The sequence below is a fragment of the Streptomyces sp. NBC_01210 genome, assembly GCF_036010325.1.
Taxonomy (GTDB): Bacteria; Actinomycetota; Actinomycetes; order Streptomycetales; family Streptomycetaceae; genus Streptomyces.
In genome coordinates this window covers 218,767-238,711 of the sequence record NZ_CP108549.1, presented here as the reverse complement: position 1 = coordinate 238,711, position 19,945 = coordinate 218,767, and the positions used below count along the sequence as shown (strand labels likewise).

Here is a 19,945-nt window from a genome sequence, read left to right as displayed (position 1 = left end):
ACTTCGGGCAAAGAGATATCGTCGGCCCGGACCCGTGAATGGCTCACCGAGGTTACAGAGTGGAGCGCGAATCACGCATCGGCTTAAAAAACGTTCGAGGGAAAGTCATTGGACGCAAACATGTCTCCAAATCTTTCGACCGCCCTTCAATTGCCGTGCCGATGCAATGTTCCGTGGTATCTCTAGTTTTCTCTTGACTGTCCGAGTCCCCTTCAGGCAGGGTTGGTTCCGACGCGAGGGGCGCCTCGTCGCGAGGCTTCGATTTCCCTATCCAGTCAGCCCGATCGGGTGGGCCTTTCATTCGTAGCGTGAGCGTGCGCGACATTTCCCTGCCTTCGGCAGACGTCTCTTACGCCTATGAGAGGGTTGTGTATGTCTGTTGACGAGTACGCCACTTGCCCCCTGACGAGTGCCCAGGAGGGTCTCTGGTTCGCTCAGCGTCTCGACCCCGCCAATGCCGGATACAACACCGGTGAGTACCTGGAGATCCACGGTGCTCTCGATACTGAGCTCTTCGAGACGGCATTACGGCGAACGGTGGCCGAGGCGGAGACGTTCGGCCTCCGCCTGACCGATTCCGTCGCCGGACCCCGTGGCGTCATGGCGCCCACCGACGACTGGCCCTTGCACTTGGTGGACGTGAGCGCCGAGCCCGCTCCGCGCGCGGTGGCCGAAGCGTGGATGCGTGCCGACCTGTCGACGCCTGCTGGTCTCAATGAGGGGCCGTTGTTCACGCAGGCGCTCTTCAAGGCGGCACACGACCGGTACTTCTGGTTCCAGAGGGTGCACCATGTAGTGCTCGACGGTTATGGCTATCGGCTCGTCTTCGGACGGGTAGCCGAGATCTACACCGCGCTCGAGGCCGGTCGTAATGTCGCCGGGAGCCGGTTCGCGCCGGTGAGCCTGCTCTTCGACCAGGAGGTCGCCTACCGGGCCTCTTCACGTTTCGAGCGCGATCGCGCCTACTGGACGGAGCGTTTCGCCGACGCCCCGGCAGCCTTGGGAGTCACTGGCGGTACTGCGCCACCAACTGCCGCCTTCCTTCGCCGTACGACAGACCTGTCAGCGGTGGACACCGAGCGTCTGTCGACTGCCGCGGCGCGGTCGGGTGCTTCGCAAAACCATTTACTCCTCGCTGCGGCCGCCCATTATGTCCACCGCGTCACCGGCACCGCGGATGTCATCCTCGGGCTGGCAACGATGAGTCGGCTCGGCTCCTCAGCCCTCCGGATCCCCGGCACGGCTTCGAACATGCTGCCGCTGCGCCTTACCATTTCCCCGGACACCACAGCCACCGGTCTCGTCCGCTCGGCGGCCGCCGAACTGCGCGCGATGAGCAAGCACCAGCAGTACCGTGGCGAGGACCTACGGCGTGATCTGAATCTGTTGGGCGCCGGCAGACGGCTGTACGGACCGGTCGTCAACCTCGTCCCATTCGCCCACAACGTGCGATTTGGTGAGCACGCCACGACGGCCCACCACCTGTCCGGGGGACTGGTCGACGATCTCTCCATCACGGTGCGGCCAGGCGTCCGCGCCGGCGGACTGCGTATCGATTTCGACGCCAACCCGGCGCTGTGCAGCGAGAGCGAACTGGTCGGTCATCAAGAACGGTTCCTGCTGCTGCTCAATCAGCTTGCAGACCCGGATGCCCACTCGTACCTCGCACGCATGACCGTGCTGCGGCCCTCCGAACACCCTGGGTACGCCCCAACCGAGGAAGCCCTACCCGAACTCGACGCCACCCTGCCCGCACGGTTCCAGGTTCAGGCCGAACGTACCCCGAATGCGACGGCGGTCTCCCACGGCGACACAACGTTGAGCTACGCACAGCTCAATGCCCGCGCCAACCAGCTCGCCCGGCTCCTCATCGAGCTCGGGGCCGGCCCGGGCCGAGTGGTGGCGCTCGCACTGCCCCGCTCCACGGAGCTGCCCCTCGCTCTGCTCGCCGTACTCAAGTCCGGTGCCGCGTACCTTCCGCTGGACGCCGACTATCCGGCCGAGCGGATCCGTACGGTGGTCGACGACGCCGATCCTGCGCTGCTTGTCACCGATGTCCCGGTGGCGGCGACGCTTCCGGACACAAACGTGGCCCTCGTCGTCCTGGGCGACCCGGCCACCGACCATGACGTGGCCGGTCGCTCCGCCGTCGACGTCAGCGACGACGACCGCCTGTCCCCGCTCACCCCTCACGACACTGCCTACGTCATCCACACGTCGGGCTCGACGGGGCGACCGAAGGGCGTGCTGATACCTCACTCAAACGTCATCCGGCTCTTCGAATCCGCCACTACACACTTCACCTTCGGCCCTGATGACGTATGGACACTCCTTCACTCGTGCGCCTTCGACTTCTCCGTCTGGGAGCTCTGGGGTGCGCTGCTCCACGGAGGCCGACTGGTCATCGTTCCGAAGGAGACCACCCGCTCACCAGAGGATCTGCTGGAACTGCTGCGCCGGGAACGAGTCACCTTCCTCAACCAGACGCCGTCCGCGTTCTATCAATTGGCTCAAGCCGAGCAGCAAACCCGCTGTGTGGGGACGGAGCCCGACCAGCTCGCGTTGCGCTGCATCGTGTTCGGCGGCGAGGCTCTGGAGCCCGCACACTTGCGCCCTTGGCTGGCGCGATACGGCGACGACGCGCCAGCACTGATCAACATGTACGGCATCACCGAGACCACCGTGCACGTCACATATCAGCGCTTAACACGTGAGATCGTCGACGACGACAGGACCCGCAGTGTGATCGGCAGGCCATTGGCGGACCTGCGCGTGTACGTGCTGGACTCCTACCTTCAGCCTGTACCACCCGGTTGGACAGGGGAGATGTACGTGTCCGGCCCGGGGCTGGCCCGCGGCTACCTCGGTCAGCCCGGGCTGACTGCCGAGCGTTTCGTCGCCGACCCCTTCGGATCGGCAGGCGAGCGGATGTACCGCACCGGAGACCTGGCCCGCCGGGCCGCCGACGGCACGTTGGAGTACATCGGGCGCGGTGACGATCAGGTGAAGATTCGCGGTTTCCGGATCGAGCCCGGCGAGATCGAGGCCACGCTCGCCCGGCATCCCGCCGTCGCCCGAGCCGTCGTGGTCGTCCGCGAGACAGCCGGCGATGACCGGATGCTCGTTGCCTACGCCGTACCCGCGACGGGGCAGCATCCGGACCCCGTCCGCCTGCGTGAGCACCTGGCCAGGCTGCTGCCCGAGCACATGGTGCCCAGCGCGTGCGTTCTGCTGGATGCCCTGCCCCTGACGCCGAACGGAAAGCTGGACGCCAAGTCTCTGCCCGCCCCCCGTTTCACCGGGACCTCCTCAGGCCGCCTGGCCCCGGCCAGCGAGGCTCAGGCTCTGGTCTGCCGAGCCTACGAGGAAGTCCTGCAGTTGCCTCTTGGCAGCGTCGGTGCCGACGACAACTTCTTCGACCTTGGCGGGCACTCGCTGCTCGCATCACGGCTGCTGACGCGGCTGCGTGCGGTGACCGGTTACGAAGTTTCGATGGCGACGGTCTTCAATACGCCCACCCCCGCCGGGATCGCCGCACAACGTCCCGAGACCGCTGGGAGCGCGCCGGTCCGTCCCGCTCTCGTCTCGTCACAGCGACCTGAACGGGTCCCCCTCTCGTTCGCTCAGCGGGGCATGTGGTTCCTCAATCAACTGGACACATCTGCCGCCACTTACAACATCCCTCTGGTGGTGGGACTGGACCACGAGATCGACCATGAAGCCTTGCGGGCCGCGCTCGCTGATGTCACCGACCGGCACGAGAGCCTGCGCACGCTCCTTCCGGAGACGGGAGGTTCGCCCCATCAGGATGTCCATGCACCGGGCACCTTGCACCCCGCTCTACGAGTTGTCGACTGTCCCGCGCAGGAGGTCGAAGCGCACGTTGCCGCCGCTCTGCGTCACCCGTTCGACCTGACGCGTGAAGCACCCCTGTGGGCCGGCCTCTTCGGAACGCGCCCCGAGACGCAGACCCTGGTCCTCGTCATCCACCACAGTGCGGCGGACGGATGGTCCCTGCGCCCCCTGGCCGAGGATCTCTCCGCCGCCTATGCCGCCCGCCTCGAAGGTCATGAGCCGCATTGGGAGCCACTTCCGGTCCAGTACGTCGACTACACCTTGTGGCAGCAGCGTGCACTTCTGGGCGGGGATGGGCCTGAAGGCAGCGTGGGCGAGCATCAGCTCGCCTTTTGGAAAGAGGCGCTCGCGGGGTGCCCGGAGGTGACGCCGTTTCCCATAGACCGACCCCGTCCCCTGGTGTCCAGCCGCTGTGGTGGGGGGCTGCTGCTCGATGTCCCCCGAGACCTTCATCGGGATCTGCTGCGCCTGGCCAAGGACAGCGGCGCCAGCCTCTTCATGGTGCTTCAGAGCGCCCTCGCCGCGCTTCTCACCCGATGGGGAGCGGGAACCGACATCGCCATCGGCACAGTAGTAGCGGGGCGCCACGACGGGCGCCTCGACGGCCTGATCGGACTCATGGCCAACACTCTCGTGCTGCGCACCGACACCTCGGGCAACCCGGAGTTCCGCGACCTCCTGGCCCGTGTGCGCGCCTTCGACGTGGCTGCTTACGACCACCAGGATCTGCCCTTCGACCGGCTGGTGGAGGAAATCAACCCGTCGCGGGTGACCTCCAGGCACCCTCTGTTCCAGGTGATGCTTGCGCTGCAGAGCAATAGTGAGGCAGTTCTGCGGCTGGGGAGCAACCGCGCGTCATTGCGGCCCACGCCGACAGGCACAGCGAAGTTCGACATTTTCGTGGACGTCGAGGAGCGGCTGAGCTCCGACGGAGCCCCTGAAGGCCTGGCTTGCCACATCGAGTACAGCGCGGACCTCTTCGACTTGGACACCGTGCAAAGGGTGGCGAACGCCCTGCACGCGCTGCTGGCCGCCGTCGCAGCCGACCCAGGAGTGCGCATAGGTGCCCTTCCCGCCCCGGATACGAAGCCGGTCGGCGAAACACCCCCGGAAGTCGGCCTGTTCGACCCGGCATCGTTGGAGCGTGATGTCCTCGCTCTGGGTGGTATCCGCAACGCGATTGCCCTGCCGCCCGGCGACTGCGGGCGGCCCATCGTCCTGGCCGTGCCGACAAGGCGTGGCGCGGTCGAACAGGCGGCGAAGGCACTCGGGCGGACGGCTGCCCCCACGGGGATCAGCCCTCGACTGATCGCCGTTTCCGATCTGCCCAGGAATCCCGACGGCAGTTTGGACAGCGCAGCCCTGGACCAGCTTCCCCTCATCGACACCGAGGCGGCCGAGCAATGGGAGGGCAGCCTCGCTGCGCTGCCTGCTGTCCGCTCCGCGACAGTTGCGCTGGAGGAAGTCCCACAGGAGACCGGGCGATTGCACCTCGGTGCGGGCACGACGCCTCGGACTCCGTCAGAAGTCTTTGCCGGGACCCCCTCCGCCGATGCGAAGGGCGAAGTCACCGCCGAGGATCCCATTCCCGCGGTCAGCGTTGGGGCCGCGCTGCCCGAACCGACCGTGAGCAGCTGGGCCCAGGCCCTGCGCCGGGCTGCCGGGGGCGGAAAGCACGCCGAGATCGTTCATGTGCGAATCGATGACACCGAGACACGGGTCAGTTACGCCTCGCTTGAGGAGGAGGCGTCGCGTGTCCTCGGCGGACTGCGTGCACTGGGGCTGCACCCCGGTGACCAGGTAATCCTGCAGTGTGAGGACACACAGGACTTCATCGCTGCTCTCTGGGGCTGCGTCCTCGGCGGGTTCGTAGCCGTACCACTGACCGTCCCCGCCTCATACGAAATGCCGTCGGCTGCCGTGGCCAAGCTCGAGGCCGTCAGCCAGATGTTGGGCCACCCGTGGATCGTCACTTCCACGTCCGCTGAGGCAGGCCTTCGCGCCCTTGCCGAGCGCCGGAGCTGGCTTGCGCCACGTCTCACCAGCGTGGATGCCCTGCGCCAGAGCCCAGCTGAAGCGGACTGGTACGCCGCGGAGCCCGAGGACGTCATGCTCATGCTCCTGACCTCCGGCAGCACCGGTTTGCCCAAGGCGGTTCGCCTCAGCCACCGCAATCTGCTGAGCAGGGCTGCAGCCGCCGCTGTCGTGAACTCCCTCACCGAGCAGGACGTGTCACTCAACTGGATCCCGCTCGATCACGTGACCGGCGTGGTGATGTTCCACTTACGGGACGTCTATCTCGGCTGCAGGCAGGTCCACGCCCCCACCTCGTGGATTCTGGAGGACCTGCTGCGCTGGATGGACTTGGCAGACCGTCATCGCGTCAGTGTCACCTGGGCTCCCAACTTCGCTTTCGGGCTCATCGCCGAACAGGCGCAGCGGATGGCCGGCCGTCGATGGGATCTGTCGGGGATGTGCCTCGTGATGAACGCAGGTGAGGTCGTAGTCGCCGCGACCGCCAGGCGATTCCTGGAGGTCCTGCGGCCCTTCGGCTTACCACCGACCGTCATGCACCCGGGCTGGGGCATGTCCGAGACTTCGTCGGTCGTGACGGACACGCTGCTTCCCCTGCAACCCTCGTCCATGGAGGAGCCGTTCGTCAGCTGCGGGTTGCCGTACCCGGGCTTCGGCATGCGCATCGTCGACGAGCATGAATGCGTGGTGAACGAGGGCACCGTTGGCCGGCTCCAGGTGCGGGGCACCACCGTGACCTCCGGCTACTTCGACAATCCGCAGGCCAACGCCGAGTCCTTCACGCCCGACGGATGGTTCGAGACAGGAGACCTGGCGTTCCTGCGTTCCGGCGAGCTCTATATCACCGGCCGTGCGAAGGACGTCATCATCGTCCACGGCGTCAACTACGGCAGCCACGAAATAGAAGCATGCGTGGAAGAACTTCCCTTCGTCGTACGGAGCTTCACCGCTGCCTGCGCCGTGCGCAGCGATCCCACGGCAGGCACCGACGAGCTCGTGTTGTTCTTCCACCTCGAACCCGGGACGGACGTCACGCCGGCACTGCGCGCGATCCGAGGCAAGGTCACCCGGGAGATGGGCGTCAGCCCCTCCTACCTGATTCCGGTCGAGGCGGAAAGGATCCCCAAGACCGAGATCGGCAAGATCCAGCGAACGCAGCTGCGCAAGCGGTTCGAGGCGGGTGAGTTCGAGGAGACCGTTCGGCACACCGAGATCCTGCTCGGTACCACAACCACCGTACCGGACTGGTGCCTGCGGCCCGTGTGGCAGCGAGCGGACCAACTACAAGGCAACGCCAGTACGGGTGGGCACACACTGGTGCTGGCAGGACGCCATGCCCAGGGAGCCGAAGTGGCTGACGCCGTCGCGGCACAGCTGCGTGCCCGCGGCACCCTGTGCACGATCGTCATGGCGGGGGAGAGGTTCAGCCGGACCGACGCTGCCCGCTACGCAATACGCATCGACGCGACGGAGGACTACGAGCATCTTCTGGACTGCCTGGCAGCAGACGGCCGCTCCCTGGACAGGGTCCTCCACATGGGCACCCTTGGTGCACCTCGCTGTGAACCAGGAGGCCTGGAAGAGCTTCTCGATACACAGCGAGATGGCACGGAATCCCTTCTGTGTCTGGCCCGGGCTCTGGCCGCCCGGCACACTCCGGGCCGACGGATCGCTCTCCACTTTGTCGGCGTCGAGGCGCAGGACGTGTTGAGCGATGACCGGCCGTCCTATGTACACGCCGCCGTCGGTGGCCTCTTGAAGAGCATGTGTGAGGAACTGCCCTGGTTGCGAACGGGGCACGTGGACCTCCCGGAGGGATCAGCAAGCGAATTGGCCGCGTGGCTGCTGGCGGAGACAGGGGTTCCGCCGACCGACGCAGAGGTGGCCTATCGTCGCGGTGGGCGCTGGGTGCGTCGGCTGGCCCCCCTTCCCGACCGGCAGCCCCGGACCGCCACGCCCGCCTCCGAAGGGTTGTACCTGATCAGCGGAGGTCTGGGCGGAGTCGCAGTGAGACTTGCCGAGCACCTGCTCAAGGTTCCGGGTACGTGTCTGCTGCTGTTAGGGCGCACTCAACTGCCCCCAGAACAGGCCTGGGACGCCCACACCGCCCGCGGCGGGGAAATCGCTCGCAAGCTCGAGGCATATCGCACACTCCGTGAGCTGGGCGATGTGCGCTATGAGTCCGCCGACATCTGCGACCCGGTCCAGGTCCGAGCGGCCCTGGACCGGACATGTGCCGCGTGGTCGACCCCCCTGATCGGGGTGCTGCACCTCGCCGGTCGATTCGAGCAGCGTGCCGTGACGGACTACAGCCTTCAAGAGTGGCGATCCGGGGTGGAGGCGAAGATCCTCGGAGGCTGGGTTCTGCACCGGCTGGCGCTACAGCACTCAGCTGCCTCCTTCGTCTCCTTCTCCTCGGTCAACGGCTACTTCGGCGGATCCATGAGTGGTGCGTACTCGGCGGCGAACGCCTTCCTCGACGCTCTGGCCAGGCATCAGCGCCGCAGCGGCATCGACGCGCACAGCCTGGCCTGGAGCATGTGGGATGAGATCGGCATGAGTGAGGGCTACGACCTGAAGGCTCTGACCGCGGCACGCGGTTACCGTGGCCTGGACCCCGGTACAGGCCTGCGCTTCTTCGACTTGGTACGAACTCTGGACGGGGAGCCTCACGTGCTGATCGGAGCCGACCACAATGCGCCATGGGTCCGGAGCCACATGTCGGTTCCGGCACGCGCGCTGCACCGGCTGGCGGCGTCGGTGGAGCTGGTGGAGGGCGCCGACATCGGCGCACTCCATGCCGGCGCCGCCAACGCCGCCCACGCCTGCGGCGTCGCCGATTCCTGGGTGCTGCGGGCGGCCGGAGCACCGGCAGAGCAGACGGCGGGATTCCGGTCCTCTCAGGATGTTCGGCGCCTCGAGGAGGTCCTGGTCGCGGTCTGGTGCCGCATTCTGGAACGAGACCATGTCGGCATCGACGAGAACTTCTTCGACCTCGGCGGACACTCGTTGCTCCTCGTGCAGGCCCAGGTGAGGACCAACCAGGAACTGGGTTGCCAACTGAGTGTGGTGGACCTCTTGAGCCACCCGAGCGTCAGGGCTTTGGCACGACACCTGGCCGAGACCGGGTTCGCGACCGACATGCCGCGGGGTCTGCCGTCGGATGTCCGGCCATCGCCGGCTCTGGAACGCGCCAGGCAGCAGGCCGAGCGCCAGCGCGACGCACGCGCCTCCAGGCGTGCGACCAAGGAGGACAAGAACAAGGGGACCCGCGGCGATGTCTGACAGCACACCGGACGAGTACGGAAGCGCTGTCGCCGTCATCGGCATGGCGGCCCGGTTTCCGGGCGCCGACACCGTGGAGGACTTCTGGGAGAACCTTGCCGCCGGCCGCGAGTCGATCCGGCCCATCGCTGATGACGAGTTCCTGGCTGCCGGAGGCGACCCATCGGACCTCGACGATCCGACTCTGGTGCGGATGGGCTCCTTCGTCGAGGGCATCGATAGGTTCGACGCGGTCTTTTTCGGCTACAGCCCCGCCGACGCTGAACTCATCGACCCTCAGCAGCGCTTGCTGCTGGAGACCGCCTACCACGCAATGGAGGACTCCGGGTACGCAAGCGGGCACGGCGAACAGCAGGTTGGCGTGTATGCCGGTGCCGGAGACGCCCGCTACTACCCGTCACATGTATACCCGCGTTTCGCCTCAGAGGGTGCAGCTTCAGTGGCCATGGTGCACGCCGCAACCAGTAACTCACTGGGCACCTTGGCCACCCGGGTCTCCTACGGGCTAGGCCTGACCGGGCCGAGCATGTCCCTTCAGACGGCTTGTTCCACCGGCCTGGTCGCTGTCCACACCGCGTGTCAGGAGCTGATCGACTTCCGGTGCGACATGGCGCTGGCGGGGGCCGTGTCCCTCAACCCGGCGGCAAAGCTGGGGTACCGGTACGTTCCCGGCGGCCCGTTCTCACCGGACGGTCGTTGCCGTGCCTTTGCCGCGGATGCGGCGGGTACATCCTCAGGTGACGGTGTCGGTGTGGTGGTGCTCAAGCGCCTGGCTGACGCGCTCGTCGACGGCGACCGCATCAGGGCGGTGATCCGGGGTTCTGCCGTCAACAACGACGGCCGCCGCAAGGTCGGCTTCGCCGCTCCGAGCACCGAGGGCCAACTGGAGGTGATCCTTGCCGCTCAGGCGGCGGCTGGCGTCGACCCGGACTCGATCGGTTTCGTGGAAGCCCACGGCACAGCCACCAGGCTTGGCGACCCTGTTGAGGTCGCGGCTCTGACTGAGGCGTTCAGAGTGGCTACCGCCCGGAAACAGTTCTGCGCACTGGGCTCGGTCAAGTCCAACATCGGACACCTGGGTGCTGCCGCCGGAATGGCCGGCTTCATCAAGGCTGTGCTGGCCCTCGAACACGGGAAGATTCCGCCCAGCATGCACTTCCGGAGTCCCAACCCGCTCATCGATTTCGCTGCGAGCCCTTTCCGGGTGCCCACCGGACTTGAGGAGTGGCAGGCGGGTGGGCACCCGCGCCGTGGCGCCGTGAGCGCCTTCGGCGTCGGCGGCACGAATGCTCACGTCATCGTCGAAGAGAGCCCCCTTGCAGCGCAGGACACTCCCCGACGGGAAGCCGCCGAGATGTGGCAGGTTCTGCCGCTGTCCGCCGCAACCCCAGCTGCGCTGCGCGGGCAGGCTGACAACCTGGCACAACATCTCGTCGCCCACTCCGATCTGGGCCTCCGGGACGTCGCGTACTCGCTGCACACCTTCCGCCCCGCCATGCGCCACCGAGCAGCTGTGGTCGTCCGGACCGTACCGGAAGCCACTCGGATCCTGAAGAACCCGCTGCCCGCACATTCCGAGGCAGTGGGGAGCAGGTCTCCCGTCGCCTTCCTTTTGCCAGGCGGGGGCACCCAGTACGTCGGCATGGGCGCGCAGCTCTACCGTGACGTGACCGTCTACAGCGACGCGATCGACCGATGTGCGAGGATTCTTCGGCCCGTGCTCGGTATCGATCTGCGCCAAGCACTGCATGGGCGCCGAGCACTGCATGGGCAAGGCGATCCCAACACCCTCAACGCTTTCATGGGGCTGGTCGTCACCGAATACGCCCTGGCCACCATGCTCATGGAGTGGGGCGTACAGCCCGACGCCCTCATCGGTCATTCCCTCGGCGAATACACCGCGGCCTGTCTTGCGGGCGTGATGTCCGTGGACGACATGTTGCCGTTGGTCTACGAGCGGCTCCGGTTGATCGGCATCGCCGGCGGCGCCACCCTCGGGGTGCAAATCGGCGAGGTGGAGCTGCGCAAACACCTGACCGGCGACCTGTCGTTGGCTGCCGTCAACGGGCCGACCGCGTGCACTGTGGCCGGTGCGGAGGAGCCCGTGGCGGCGCTGGAGCGGCGGTTGCGCGCACAGGACGTGACGTACCGTCGGCTGCGGATGCCCGCAGCCGCCCATTCCCACGTACTCGACCCTGTCCTGAGCAGTTTGGCCGAGGCCCTGCGCAGCGTCACGTTGAATCCGCCTCGCATCCCGTACATCACCAATCTGACCGGTACCTGGATCTCGGAGCGGCAGGCGACCAGCCGCCAGCACTGGGTCGACCATACGCGCAGCACGGTCCGGTTCGGGGAGGGCATCGCCACCTTGTGGCAGGACCTGAAGCCGCTGCTTGTCGAGATCGGGCCCGGCAATGCGCTTACCAAGCTCGCCTGTTCCCAGCTGCGGAACGAGCCCGTGGTGAGCGTCGTGACGATGCGTCACGCCAAGGCCGAGAGCCCTGACGGACAGGTTCTTGGTGAGGCGCTCGGCAGACTCTGGGCAGCCGGCGTGGATATTGATCCGAACAGGGCGGGGCAGGCCCACGAGCCACCCCGGCGGGTGTCGTTACCCGGCTACGCCTTCGACCGCCGACGCCACTGGATCGACGCGCCGACGGCTCGGGTGGGTGCCGGAGACGTCGATGACCGGGCTGTGGGAGGGCGGCAAACAGACGTAGGGAATGAAGCGCCATCCTCTTCGGGCGAGTTGGTGAAAAGGCTCACGCGCGCGTCCCGGCCACATCTCGCGACCGAATACGTAGCTCCCCGCACCGCGCTCGAACACAGCGTGGCCCGACACTGGGAGGAAGCGCTTGGTATCGAAGCCATCGGTGTCTACGACAACTTCTTCGACCTCGGTGGCGACTCGATGCGCGCCGTGATGCTGGCGGGCCGGCTGCGTGCCGGAGCGCTTCTGGACGTACCGGCTACCGCCCTGCTGTCGTCCTCCACCATCGCGGGGCTCTTGATCAACGCCGGCCGCGGTGGTGTCGGCCTGGAGGCCTACGCGCCGGTGCTGCCGTTGCGCACCGATGGCGATCAGCCTCCCCTGTTCTGTGTGCATCCGGGCGGTGGCATGGCATGGCGCTATGCCGGCCTGGTCGCACACCTGGACGCGCGACAGCCGGTGTACGGGATCCAGGCTCACGGCCTCGACGGCATGGCCCCGACGGCCGTCGACGCGAAGCAGATGGTCGACTCGTATCTCACCCACCTGCGAGCTGTGCAGGCTCAGGGCCCCTACCGGCTTCTGGGCTGGTCCTACGGTGGTGTCGTGGCACATGCGATGGCAGCCGCGCTCCGGAGCCAAGGCGAGCAGATCGAGTTGCTCGGGATGCTGGATGCTCCGCTGATCCACGAACAGGCTCCCGACCGGCAAGGGATGGAGAGTCAGGTGGCGGGCCTGCTCCTCCGCGTCGCCGGCATCGATCTGCCGGACGAAGGTGCGCCTGCCGACGTCTCGGAGGTGCTTCGCCTGTTCAAACAGGCCGACGGAGCAACCGGTAGGCCGTCGGCCATCACACCGGAGGACGCGACCAGGATCGCTCAGGTCATCCGGAACAACCTTGACATCGCGGGTGGATTCCGGCCCCAGGTATTCCGGGGCGACGTGTTGTTCTTCAACGCGACGGGTGAACCCCAACGCGGAGACGGCCCGGCGGATCCGTCGCTCGCACCGGGGAAGGCCGCCAAGTGGCGTCCCTACGTGGACGGCACGATCGAGGAGCACTCCGTTCCGTGCAGCCACTACGAAATGACCGAACCCGGGCCGATGGCACAAATCGGCGCGGTCCTGGCGGCAGCTCTTGCGCCGCCGACCGGCTGAGCACTGCCCTGCGCACCCTTGCGGGGCAAGGAAAGGACCAACCATGCACAGTCCCTTCGAGGATCAGGGGAACGGCAAAAAGTCTCACATGGTGATCGTCAACACTGCGGGGAGGTACTCCCTGTGGCCCGCGTTTGCCGAAGTCCCGCCGGGCTGGGCCGTTGTCCTTTCGACGACAAGCCACGCTTCCTGTCTGGCCCACGTGGAGCAGGCCGACCTCGTCCCGCCCGACGCTGCCGGGAGTGGCGATCACACCACCGGTTCCCCATCCGCACCTCAGGAGCTCCCCCGTGACCAAAGACCTCTATGAACTCGGCGACGCGCCCCCCATGGGCGAGGTGCCCCGGCGCATGTACGCCTCAGTCATTCGGCCGGAGCGCTACGGCCCTCCCATCGGGGCCTTCCGCACGGAAGTCGTGGACGTGCCCACGCTCGGGCCCAGGCAGGTTCTCATCAGGGTGATGGCAGCCGGCGTCAACTACAACAATGTCTGGGCCGCTCTGGGCCATCCGCTTGACGTCGTGGCCATCAGGAATCGACTCGGCGCCAAGGAGGACTTCCACATCGGCGGCTCCGACGCCTCCGGCATTGTCTGGGCGGTCGGTGAGGGCGTAAGCGATGTCGCGCTCGGCGACGAAGTCGTGGTGGCCGGTGTGCAATGGGACGAGCGGGCGACGGACATCAGGCTCGGGGCCGATCCCTCCACCTCTGCCTCCCTGAGCGTCTGGGGGTACGAGACGAACTACGGGTCCTTCGCGCAGTTCGCCGTCGTCGACGACTATCAATGTCACCCCAAGCCCGAACGGCTGTCCTGGGCCGCGTCCGCCTGCTACATGGCCACGGCCGGCACCGCCTACCGCCAGCTCTTCGGCTGGGAGCCGCACACCGTGCGCCCCGGTGATCCGGTCCTGATCTGGGGCGGCGCCGGCGGACTGGGCTGCATGGCGATCCAATTGGTCCGCCAGGCCGGTGGTGTCCCTGTCGCAGTCGTCTCCAGCGACGGACGTGGCGAATACTGCGTCGGGCTGGGTGCCAAGGGCTACATCAACCGTACCCACTTCGACCACTGGGGGCGGCTGCCCAATATCACCGATGAGGCAGCCATGGCCCTTTGGCTCAAGGGGGCCCGCGACTTCGGTCGCCGATTCTGGGATGTCCTTGGCGAGCGAAAGGCTCCCAAGATCGTCCTTGAGCACTCCGGTGCAGACACCGTCCCCACATCCATGTACGTGTGCGACAACGCAGGCATGGTCGTCGTGTGTGGTGGCACTTCCGGCTACAACGGTGACGTGGATCTGCGGGCCCTGTGGATGCGTCAGAAGCGCCTCCAGGGCTCCCACGCGGGAAACATGCGCCAGTGCCGCGAGGTCACCACCCTCATCGCCCAGGGCCTGGTCGATCCGTGCCTCTCGTTGACCTTCGGCTTCGAGGAGATAGGCAGGGCCCACCAGCTGATGCATGACAACCAGCACCCGCCGGGGAACATGGCCATCTCCATCAACGCAATGCCCTGACTCCTGTCCCCAATGTTTCACCCCGTCGCGACGCCCTGCGGGGGAGGGGTGGCACGTTGCAAACAGTCGCCGCTTTCCCGAGCCAACCAGGCCAATCGACTGAGAGGCAGGCGCAATGCGCCGCATGTTAACTTCGGCGGAAACTGTCTATCTCGCTCAGCGGAGTCGCGCGGTGCTGTCCTGCACGGTCCGCGGCGACATCGACGAAAAGCTGCTGGCGGCAGCGTTCGCCGCAAAAGTCGCCCAACATCCCCCGCTTCGCTCCCGGGTTCGGCATGAGGGCAAGGGGTACTTCCTTGAAACCGTGGGTGAAACCGAACTGCCACGTCTGACCGTGAGGCCGAACGGACCGAGCGCCTTCACCAACGAGCTCAACGCCTCGTTGCCGATCGGCGGCCCTCTGGTCCGAGCGGTCCTGCTGCGAGGCGACATCGAGCACAAGGTGGTTCTCGTCCTGGATCACGTCATTACCGACGGCCACAGCGCAATCGCCCTGCAGCATGCAATGTGGCGCACATATTCCGCTCTCGTCGACGGAACGTGCGACACGAAGGGCAACGCTGCGGAGAGCTGGCCTCCCGCGGTCACGGATCTTCTGCCGCCATGGTCCGCGAAGGAGGCCGAGCACTACCTCGCGCGTCGGACCGAGAATGTTCGTCGATGCCCGGTCTCATTACTGCCGTACGAAGCAGCGTGCACGGACATTGCGGGCCACCGGCCGCGAGTTGAGGTGCAACGCGTCCTGTTCGAGTCAGGCCCAACGACGCGGCTGGTGCGCCTCGCGAAAGCCGCAGACATGTCAGTGCACGGACTCGTCAGCGCGGCGTTTCTCATTGCCATACGACGCCAGCTCGGCGGCGAGGCCGGCACAAGGTCACTGGGGTGTCTCTCGCCGGTGGACCTTCGCTCCCGGCTGACACCGCCGCTGAAACGAGAGGCCATGGTTCCTGCCGTCTCCTCCTATTTGGACGTGCTGCACGTGGCCGAGGACACTGATCCGCTGGAGCTGGGCCGTGAGGTCACGGCCAATCTGAAATCGGCCATCGATCGCGGGGACATCGCACGTGAAATACGTATATTGCCAGAGCTGGTGTGGAATCCAGGACTCATGACCGCCAGTGTGATAGTGACCAACATGGGTGCCGTTGACGACCCGTTGGTGCCAAACACCCTGGACATCACCGATGTGCGCCTCATACCAGCCCGCGATCACTACTACCCCGAGGCCGGGAGGGGGCCGGTGATGGGATGTGTGGTCTCCTTCAATAACCGTCTCGGTATCGAACTCCCTTACAGCAGCGAGTGTTTCAGCCACAAGCAGATTCGTGATCTGAGCAGCAGTGTGTACACCACGCTGCTCGGCTTCCTCGGTGAGGACCGGGGTCGATGAGGGTGGGGGATGCAGGTTCGCCCCCGACACCGCCCGCAGTTGTCGGGCCATTGTGCGCGTCACCTGTAGGGCGAGCAGACCCGGCAGCAGTTGACACGTCAAACACCGCAGAAGCCTTTGCCCGCCGAATTACTTCACAATCGAAGTCTCCGAGCCTCTCATCACGAGTTGTCCGACCGGCAGCACGCGGCGAGTCCCAGCAATTGCGTGATCAGGCCGAGTCAAGGGGTGCGGCTGAGCAGCCGGCTGACAGGGGCGCTTATCCCGTCTTGGCCCTGCTGTCTCGAGCACAAGACGGTGATCATCATGCAATGAACGACCTGCTACGGCACATTGCCCCCCTGGTCGGAGGGCTGTGCTCGCGCATAGCGCATGGGAACAGCTCGGATGCTGCGCAGGAGGCGATGCTCGCGATCTTCCGAGGCATCCAGAGTCTTCGCGAACCCAAGGCTTTCTACGGGTGGGTCCGTGCCGTCACCGTACGGGAGGCGGTCCGTACCTCGAAGCGCCTGAGCGAGCGGTCGAATGACAGTTTGCCAGAACTGGAGCAGTGCGCGAATCCGTTGGACACCGTACATATCTCTGATGTGTTGGACCGGCTGTCCGACCAGCACCGACAGATACTCATCTTGCGTGCCGTCTACGGCATGAGTGAACAGGAGCTGGCGGCCAGTCTCTCCCTGCCGGTCGGCACCGTGCGATCGCGGCTGTACCGAGCGCGGCGAAACTTTCAGAACGCGTGGCGCACACCATCGGACTCTGCCTGACCGGGCATCAATGACGTCGCCCGCCGAGCAACTCGCTCGGTGCCGATATGTTTCAGACAGCAAGAACCGGACCACCCCTCCTCGTGGACAGAATCGGGGGGTGATCCGGCGCCCTCGGCCGCCAGCTTCTGGATGCCTCGGCCGCCTCCTATGGCTTCAATTCACTTGGACGTTGTCTATCACCCAATACCAGTTGTTCTCGGCGTCCTTGAGGCGGAATCTCACCTTGAGGGAATTCGCACCGGAGGGCACGTTGACGTGGATGCTCTCGATCGAGACATCCGGATTCTGATCCCGCAGTACCTCCTCTGCGACCTCTGCTATCTGTGAGTCCTCCGCAAGACCCTCGTCCGTTGTATCGAGGACATACTTGGCATCGACACCGGTGGTGAAGATGCCGGGGGCGTGAAGGTTGCTCCTCGGTCGTCGAGGTCCGTCCAGTCGAGCGCGGAGAAAGTGGAGAGATCCGGATCCAATTCGTCAAGGCGCTGGAAGAACGTCGGATAGGAATCGAAGTTTCCGTCCGTGTCCGTCAGTTCGCCACCATCGGTATCGCCGGTGATTCCGTGCTTGCTGGGCCAGACCCCAGTGGCGATCGTGGACCACCCCGCGTCGGAGTTGGCGACGCCCACCGGTTCGCAGTACAGAAGGCTGCTGCCGTAGGTACCGGACGACATGAGGTCCCTGATGTTGGGCACATCGGCGTCCAGCATCCGTTCGTAGCGTGTTCCGTCCAGGCCGATGACAAGCACTTTGTCGGTGCTGGTCCCATCCGGAACCATTGGAACGTCCAGGGCCTCGGCCTTACTGCCGAGCCCCATCGACAAATGAACTCATGAGAAGAGCAATGATGGCGTAGTAGGCCAATCCTGCTCGCGTTCTTGGTGCATTCATTTATCGCCCACTCCCTTGACGTTCTGTGCAGAACCTGTGCTGCGACGTCTGCAGCGCATGCGGCACTGGTGAACAACCGACTGGTGAATCACCGGGGCCGGTAACTCCGCCGGAACGATCAGCCGGCGGGTTCGGGACAGCCAAGAACATGAATCGGAGCCGAGGAGTGGGCAACCAAGCTTCTGGTTATGGATGGCATAGCTGGCTGTGGGGGAGCACCGAGTTTAGGGGTCGCTGAGGGGTTCCGCAGTCCGCGGCGCCGGGAACGGTACGAGGGGGCATGGCTCCGAGTCCATTGGATGCCGGTAGATCCAACGTGATGATTGCAGGGCGGGTACGAGAGCTACGCCCTTCCAAGGCAGTGCGGTGATGAGACGGAGGCTGTTCCAATAGGTCGGTGAGCATTCCTGCGAGTCGCGCGAGCTATAGGCTCCGGCTATTGCTCCTATTCGGTTTCGTCACGCAGAGTCATCTTGCTCTCCTCGGGTTTCGCTACAACAGTGGGGCAACCGGTACGGCTGGTTCCGGTCGAAGGAAGTCCGAGCTCTTTCCCTGCTGGTAGGGAATCGGGGCCCAAGAGTGAAGGTGTGTGAGCGCATGCGCATTTCCAGACGTCGCCTGTCCATGGCGTCGATTGCCACGGTGGCCGTCCTGTCGACAGTAGTCGTACCGTTTGGTTTCACAGCCGCCGCTTACGACGATTCTGCCAAAGTGCTCGTCGTCGGAGTGGACGGTCTGCGCTACGACCGCATCTGGGGAACGGATGCGATCGACAGTGGGGAGGGTCCGGAGGCTTGGCTGGGTGACGAGGTGGCGGAGACTCCGAACCTCGACGGCCTGAGGTCCGGGGGGACCTACGGGAGGAGCCTGCTTTACTGCGATCCTCTCGCTGACACGAGCTCCGGCCCAGGGTGGAAGACCAACCTCTCGGGAGTGTGGCCCGACAAGTTCGCCGAGGAGACCAGTGAGGGCGACAAGGAATGGAAAGCCTACCCGAGCTTCCTGAATCGCCTCGAAGGGGAGCTTGACGACGACATCGATACCTATGCGGCATACAGCTGGGTTGATCACGGGCCTGAAGGGGACGACGTCTTCTCCAAGGTGGACGAGCCGGATTTCCAGGACTACGACCCCAAAGACCCTGATCCCGTGCCTGCGGGCAAGGAGGAGGCAGACGTCCTGTCGGCCGACGAGAACTCTGTAGAGTCCGCTGTGGAACAGCTCAGCGACGAAGACCCCGATGCCTCGTTCGTCTATTTCGATGAGCCGGACTTCCAAGGGCACCACGGCGATCTTGAGACATACCGGGAGGCGATCGAGCGCGTCGACGGGTATATCGGAGAACTCCTGGACGCCATCGACGACCGCGAGGACGCCGAGAGCTGGACTGTCATCGTGACCACTGATCACGGTCAGGACGATAACGGAGGGCACGGCGGCTGCACCATCGGGGAGCGCAGCCAGTTCGTCCTCGCGAGGGGCCCTGGCATCGCAGAGGGAGCCGAGCCGATTGATGTGCGCCCGGTCGATGTCGTTCCCACAGTCTTCCAGCAGCTTGATGTTGAGATCGATGAGGACTGGGGACTGGAGGGCAAGGCCATCCAGGATCGTTCCGCTGATGCGTTCGACTCTGCCTACTCGTCTCTGGCCGACAGGTTCGACGACACGGACGTGCCCGAGAATGTCAAGGGCTTCACGCACACCATGCCCGGGGGCTGGACGGTCGACAACTCCCAGATGCCGAACAATGGGTCAACCGAGTGGCGGGGGTGGACTCTGACCACCAACCCGTTCTGGTCGATCAGCGCCAACCCGGACGGCGACGACGACAATGACGCGGACGACCGGCAGAACTTCATGCGTTCCCGCGGGGTCATCGCAGTGGCCGATCCTGACCAATGGGACGACGAGGGCTCTCCTTCGGACACCACGACCTTCAACTCGACCCTGATCTCACCCGCGTACTCGGTGGCAGGCAAAGACTCGGTCACCCTCACCTTCGGCAACCACTACAAGGACACCTCACCTCAGGTGGGCGAGCTCCTGGTCTCGATCGACGGCGGAAACGATCAGGTCATCAAGACTTACGACGGCGACACCCTGAACCAGATCGAGAGCATCCCGATCGACGTGGAGGATGCTTCCACACTCCAGGTGAAGTTCCGCCTCAAGGACGCGGAGGACGACTGGTACTGGGCGATAGACGACGTCCAGGTCAACTAACACGCGGGCACTCAGAATTCCTGGATTTCCCGCGGTCTCTCAGAGTTCAGGCCGCCCGTCTGCACCCTTGTCGCAGACGGGCGGCCTACTGATCTGTGCGAAACGGGCTCAAAAC

At 65.4% G+C, this 19,945-nt stretch carries 8 protein-coding genes; 7 read left to right on the top strand and 1 reads right to left on the bottom strand.

The genetic code is table 11. The features are described from left to right. Positions 1-372: 372 nt before the first annotated feature. From OG735_RS00960 to OG735_RS00935, 6 genes are all read left to right on the top strand, one after another. Positions 373-9,174, top strand: coding sequence for a non-ribosomal peptide synthetase (locus OG735_RS00960; RefSeq protein ID WP_327321223.1), 8,802 nt, complete (start codon positions 373-375; stop codon positions 9,172-9,174). Continuing rightward, the gene (locus tag OG735_RS00955) at positions 9,167-13,042 is read left to right on the top strand and encodes a type I polyketide synthase (protein WP_327321222.1); all 3,876 of its coding nucleotides are present in this window, start codon (positions 9,167-9,169) and stop codon (positions 13,040-13,042) included. The genes OG735_RS00960 and OG735_RS00955 overlap by 8 nt, the downstream gene beginning before the upstream one ends. Positions 13,043-13,085: 43 nt before the next feature. Next, positions 13,086-13,352 carry an MbtH family protein gene (locus OG735_RS00950; RefSeq protein WP_327321221.1) on the top strand — a complete coding sequence of 89 codons (267 nt, stop codon included), beginning with the start codon at positions 13,086-13,088 and terminating at the stop codon, positions 13,350-13,352. A gap of 19 nt (positions 13,353-13,371) precedes the next feature. Then, the gene (gene ccrA, locus OG735_RS00945; RefSeq protein ID WP_327328169.1) at positions 13,372-14,556 is read left to right on the top strand and encodes a crotonyl-CoA carboxylase/reductase; all 1,185 of its coding nucleotides are present in this window, start codon (positions 13,372-13,374) and stop codon (positions 14,554-14,556) included. Positions 14,557-14,728: 172 nt separating this feature from the next. Further along, positions 14,729-15,946 (top strand): phthiocerol/phthiodiolone dimycocerosyl transferase family protein, encoded by a 1,218-nt coding sequence (locus OG735_RS00940; protein ID WP_327321220.1) that lies wholly within the window; start codon positions 14,729-14,731, stop codon positions 15,944-15,946. A 311-nt stretch (positions 15,947-16,257) separates the two neighbouring features. Further along, positions 16,258-16,713, top strand: coding sequence for an RNA polymerase sigma factor (locus tag OG735_RS00935; protein ID WP_327321219.1), 456 nt, complete (start codon positions 16,258-16,260; stop codon positions 16,711-16,713). A 320-nt stretch (positions 16,714-17,033) separates the two neighbouring features. On the opposite strand, the gene OG735_RS00930 is transcribed toward OG735_RS00935, so the two are convergent. After that, positions 17,034-17,534: an alkaline phosphatase family protein gene (locus tag OG735_RS00930; protein WP_327321218.1), complete on the bottom strand. Its 501-nt coding sequence runs from the start codon at positions 17,532-17,534 to the stop codon at positions 17,034-17,036. Between the two features lie 670 nt (positions 17,535-18,204). Between OG735_RS00930 and OG735_RS00925 the strand changes: the two genes are divergently transcribed. Then, positions 18,205-19,830 carry an alkaline phosphatase family protein gene (locus tag OG735_RS00925; RefSeq protein ID WP_327321217.1) on the top strand — a complete coding sequence of 542 codons (1,626 nt, stop codon included), beginning with the start codon at positions 18,205-18,207 and terminating at the stop codon, positions 19,828-19,830. Positions 19,831-19,945 lie beyond the last annotated feature (115 nt).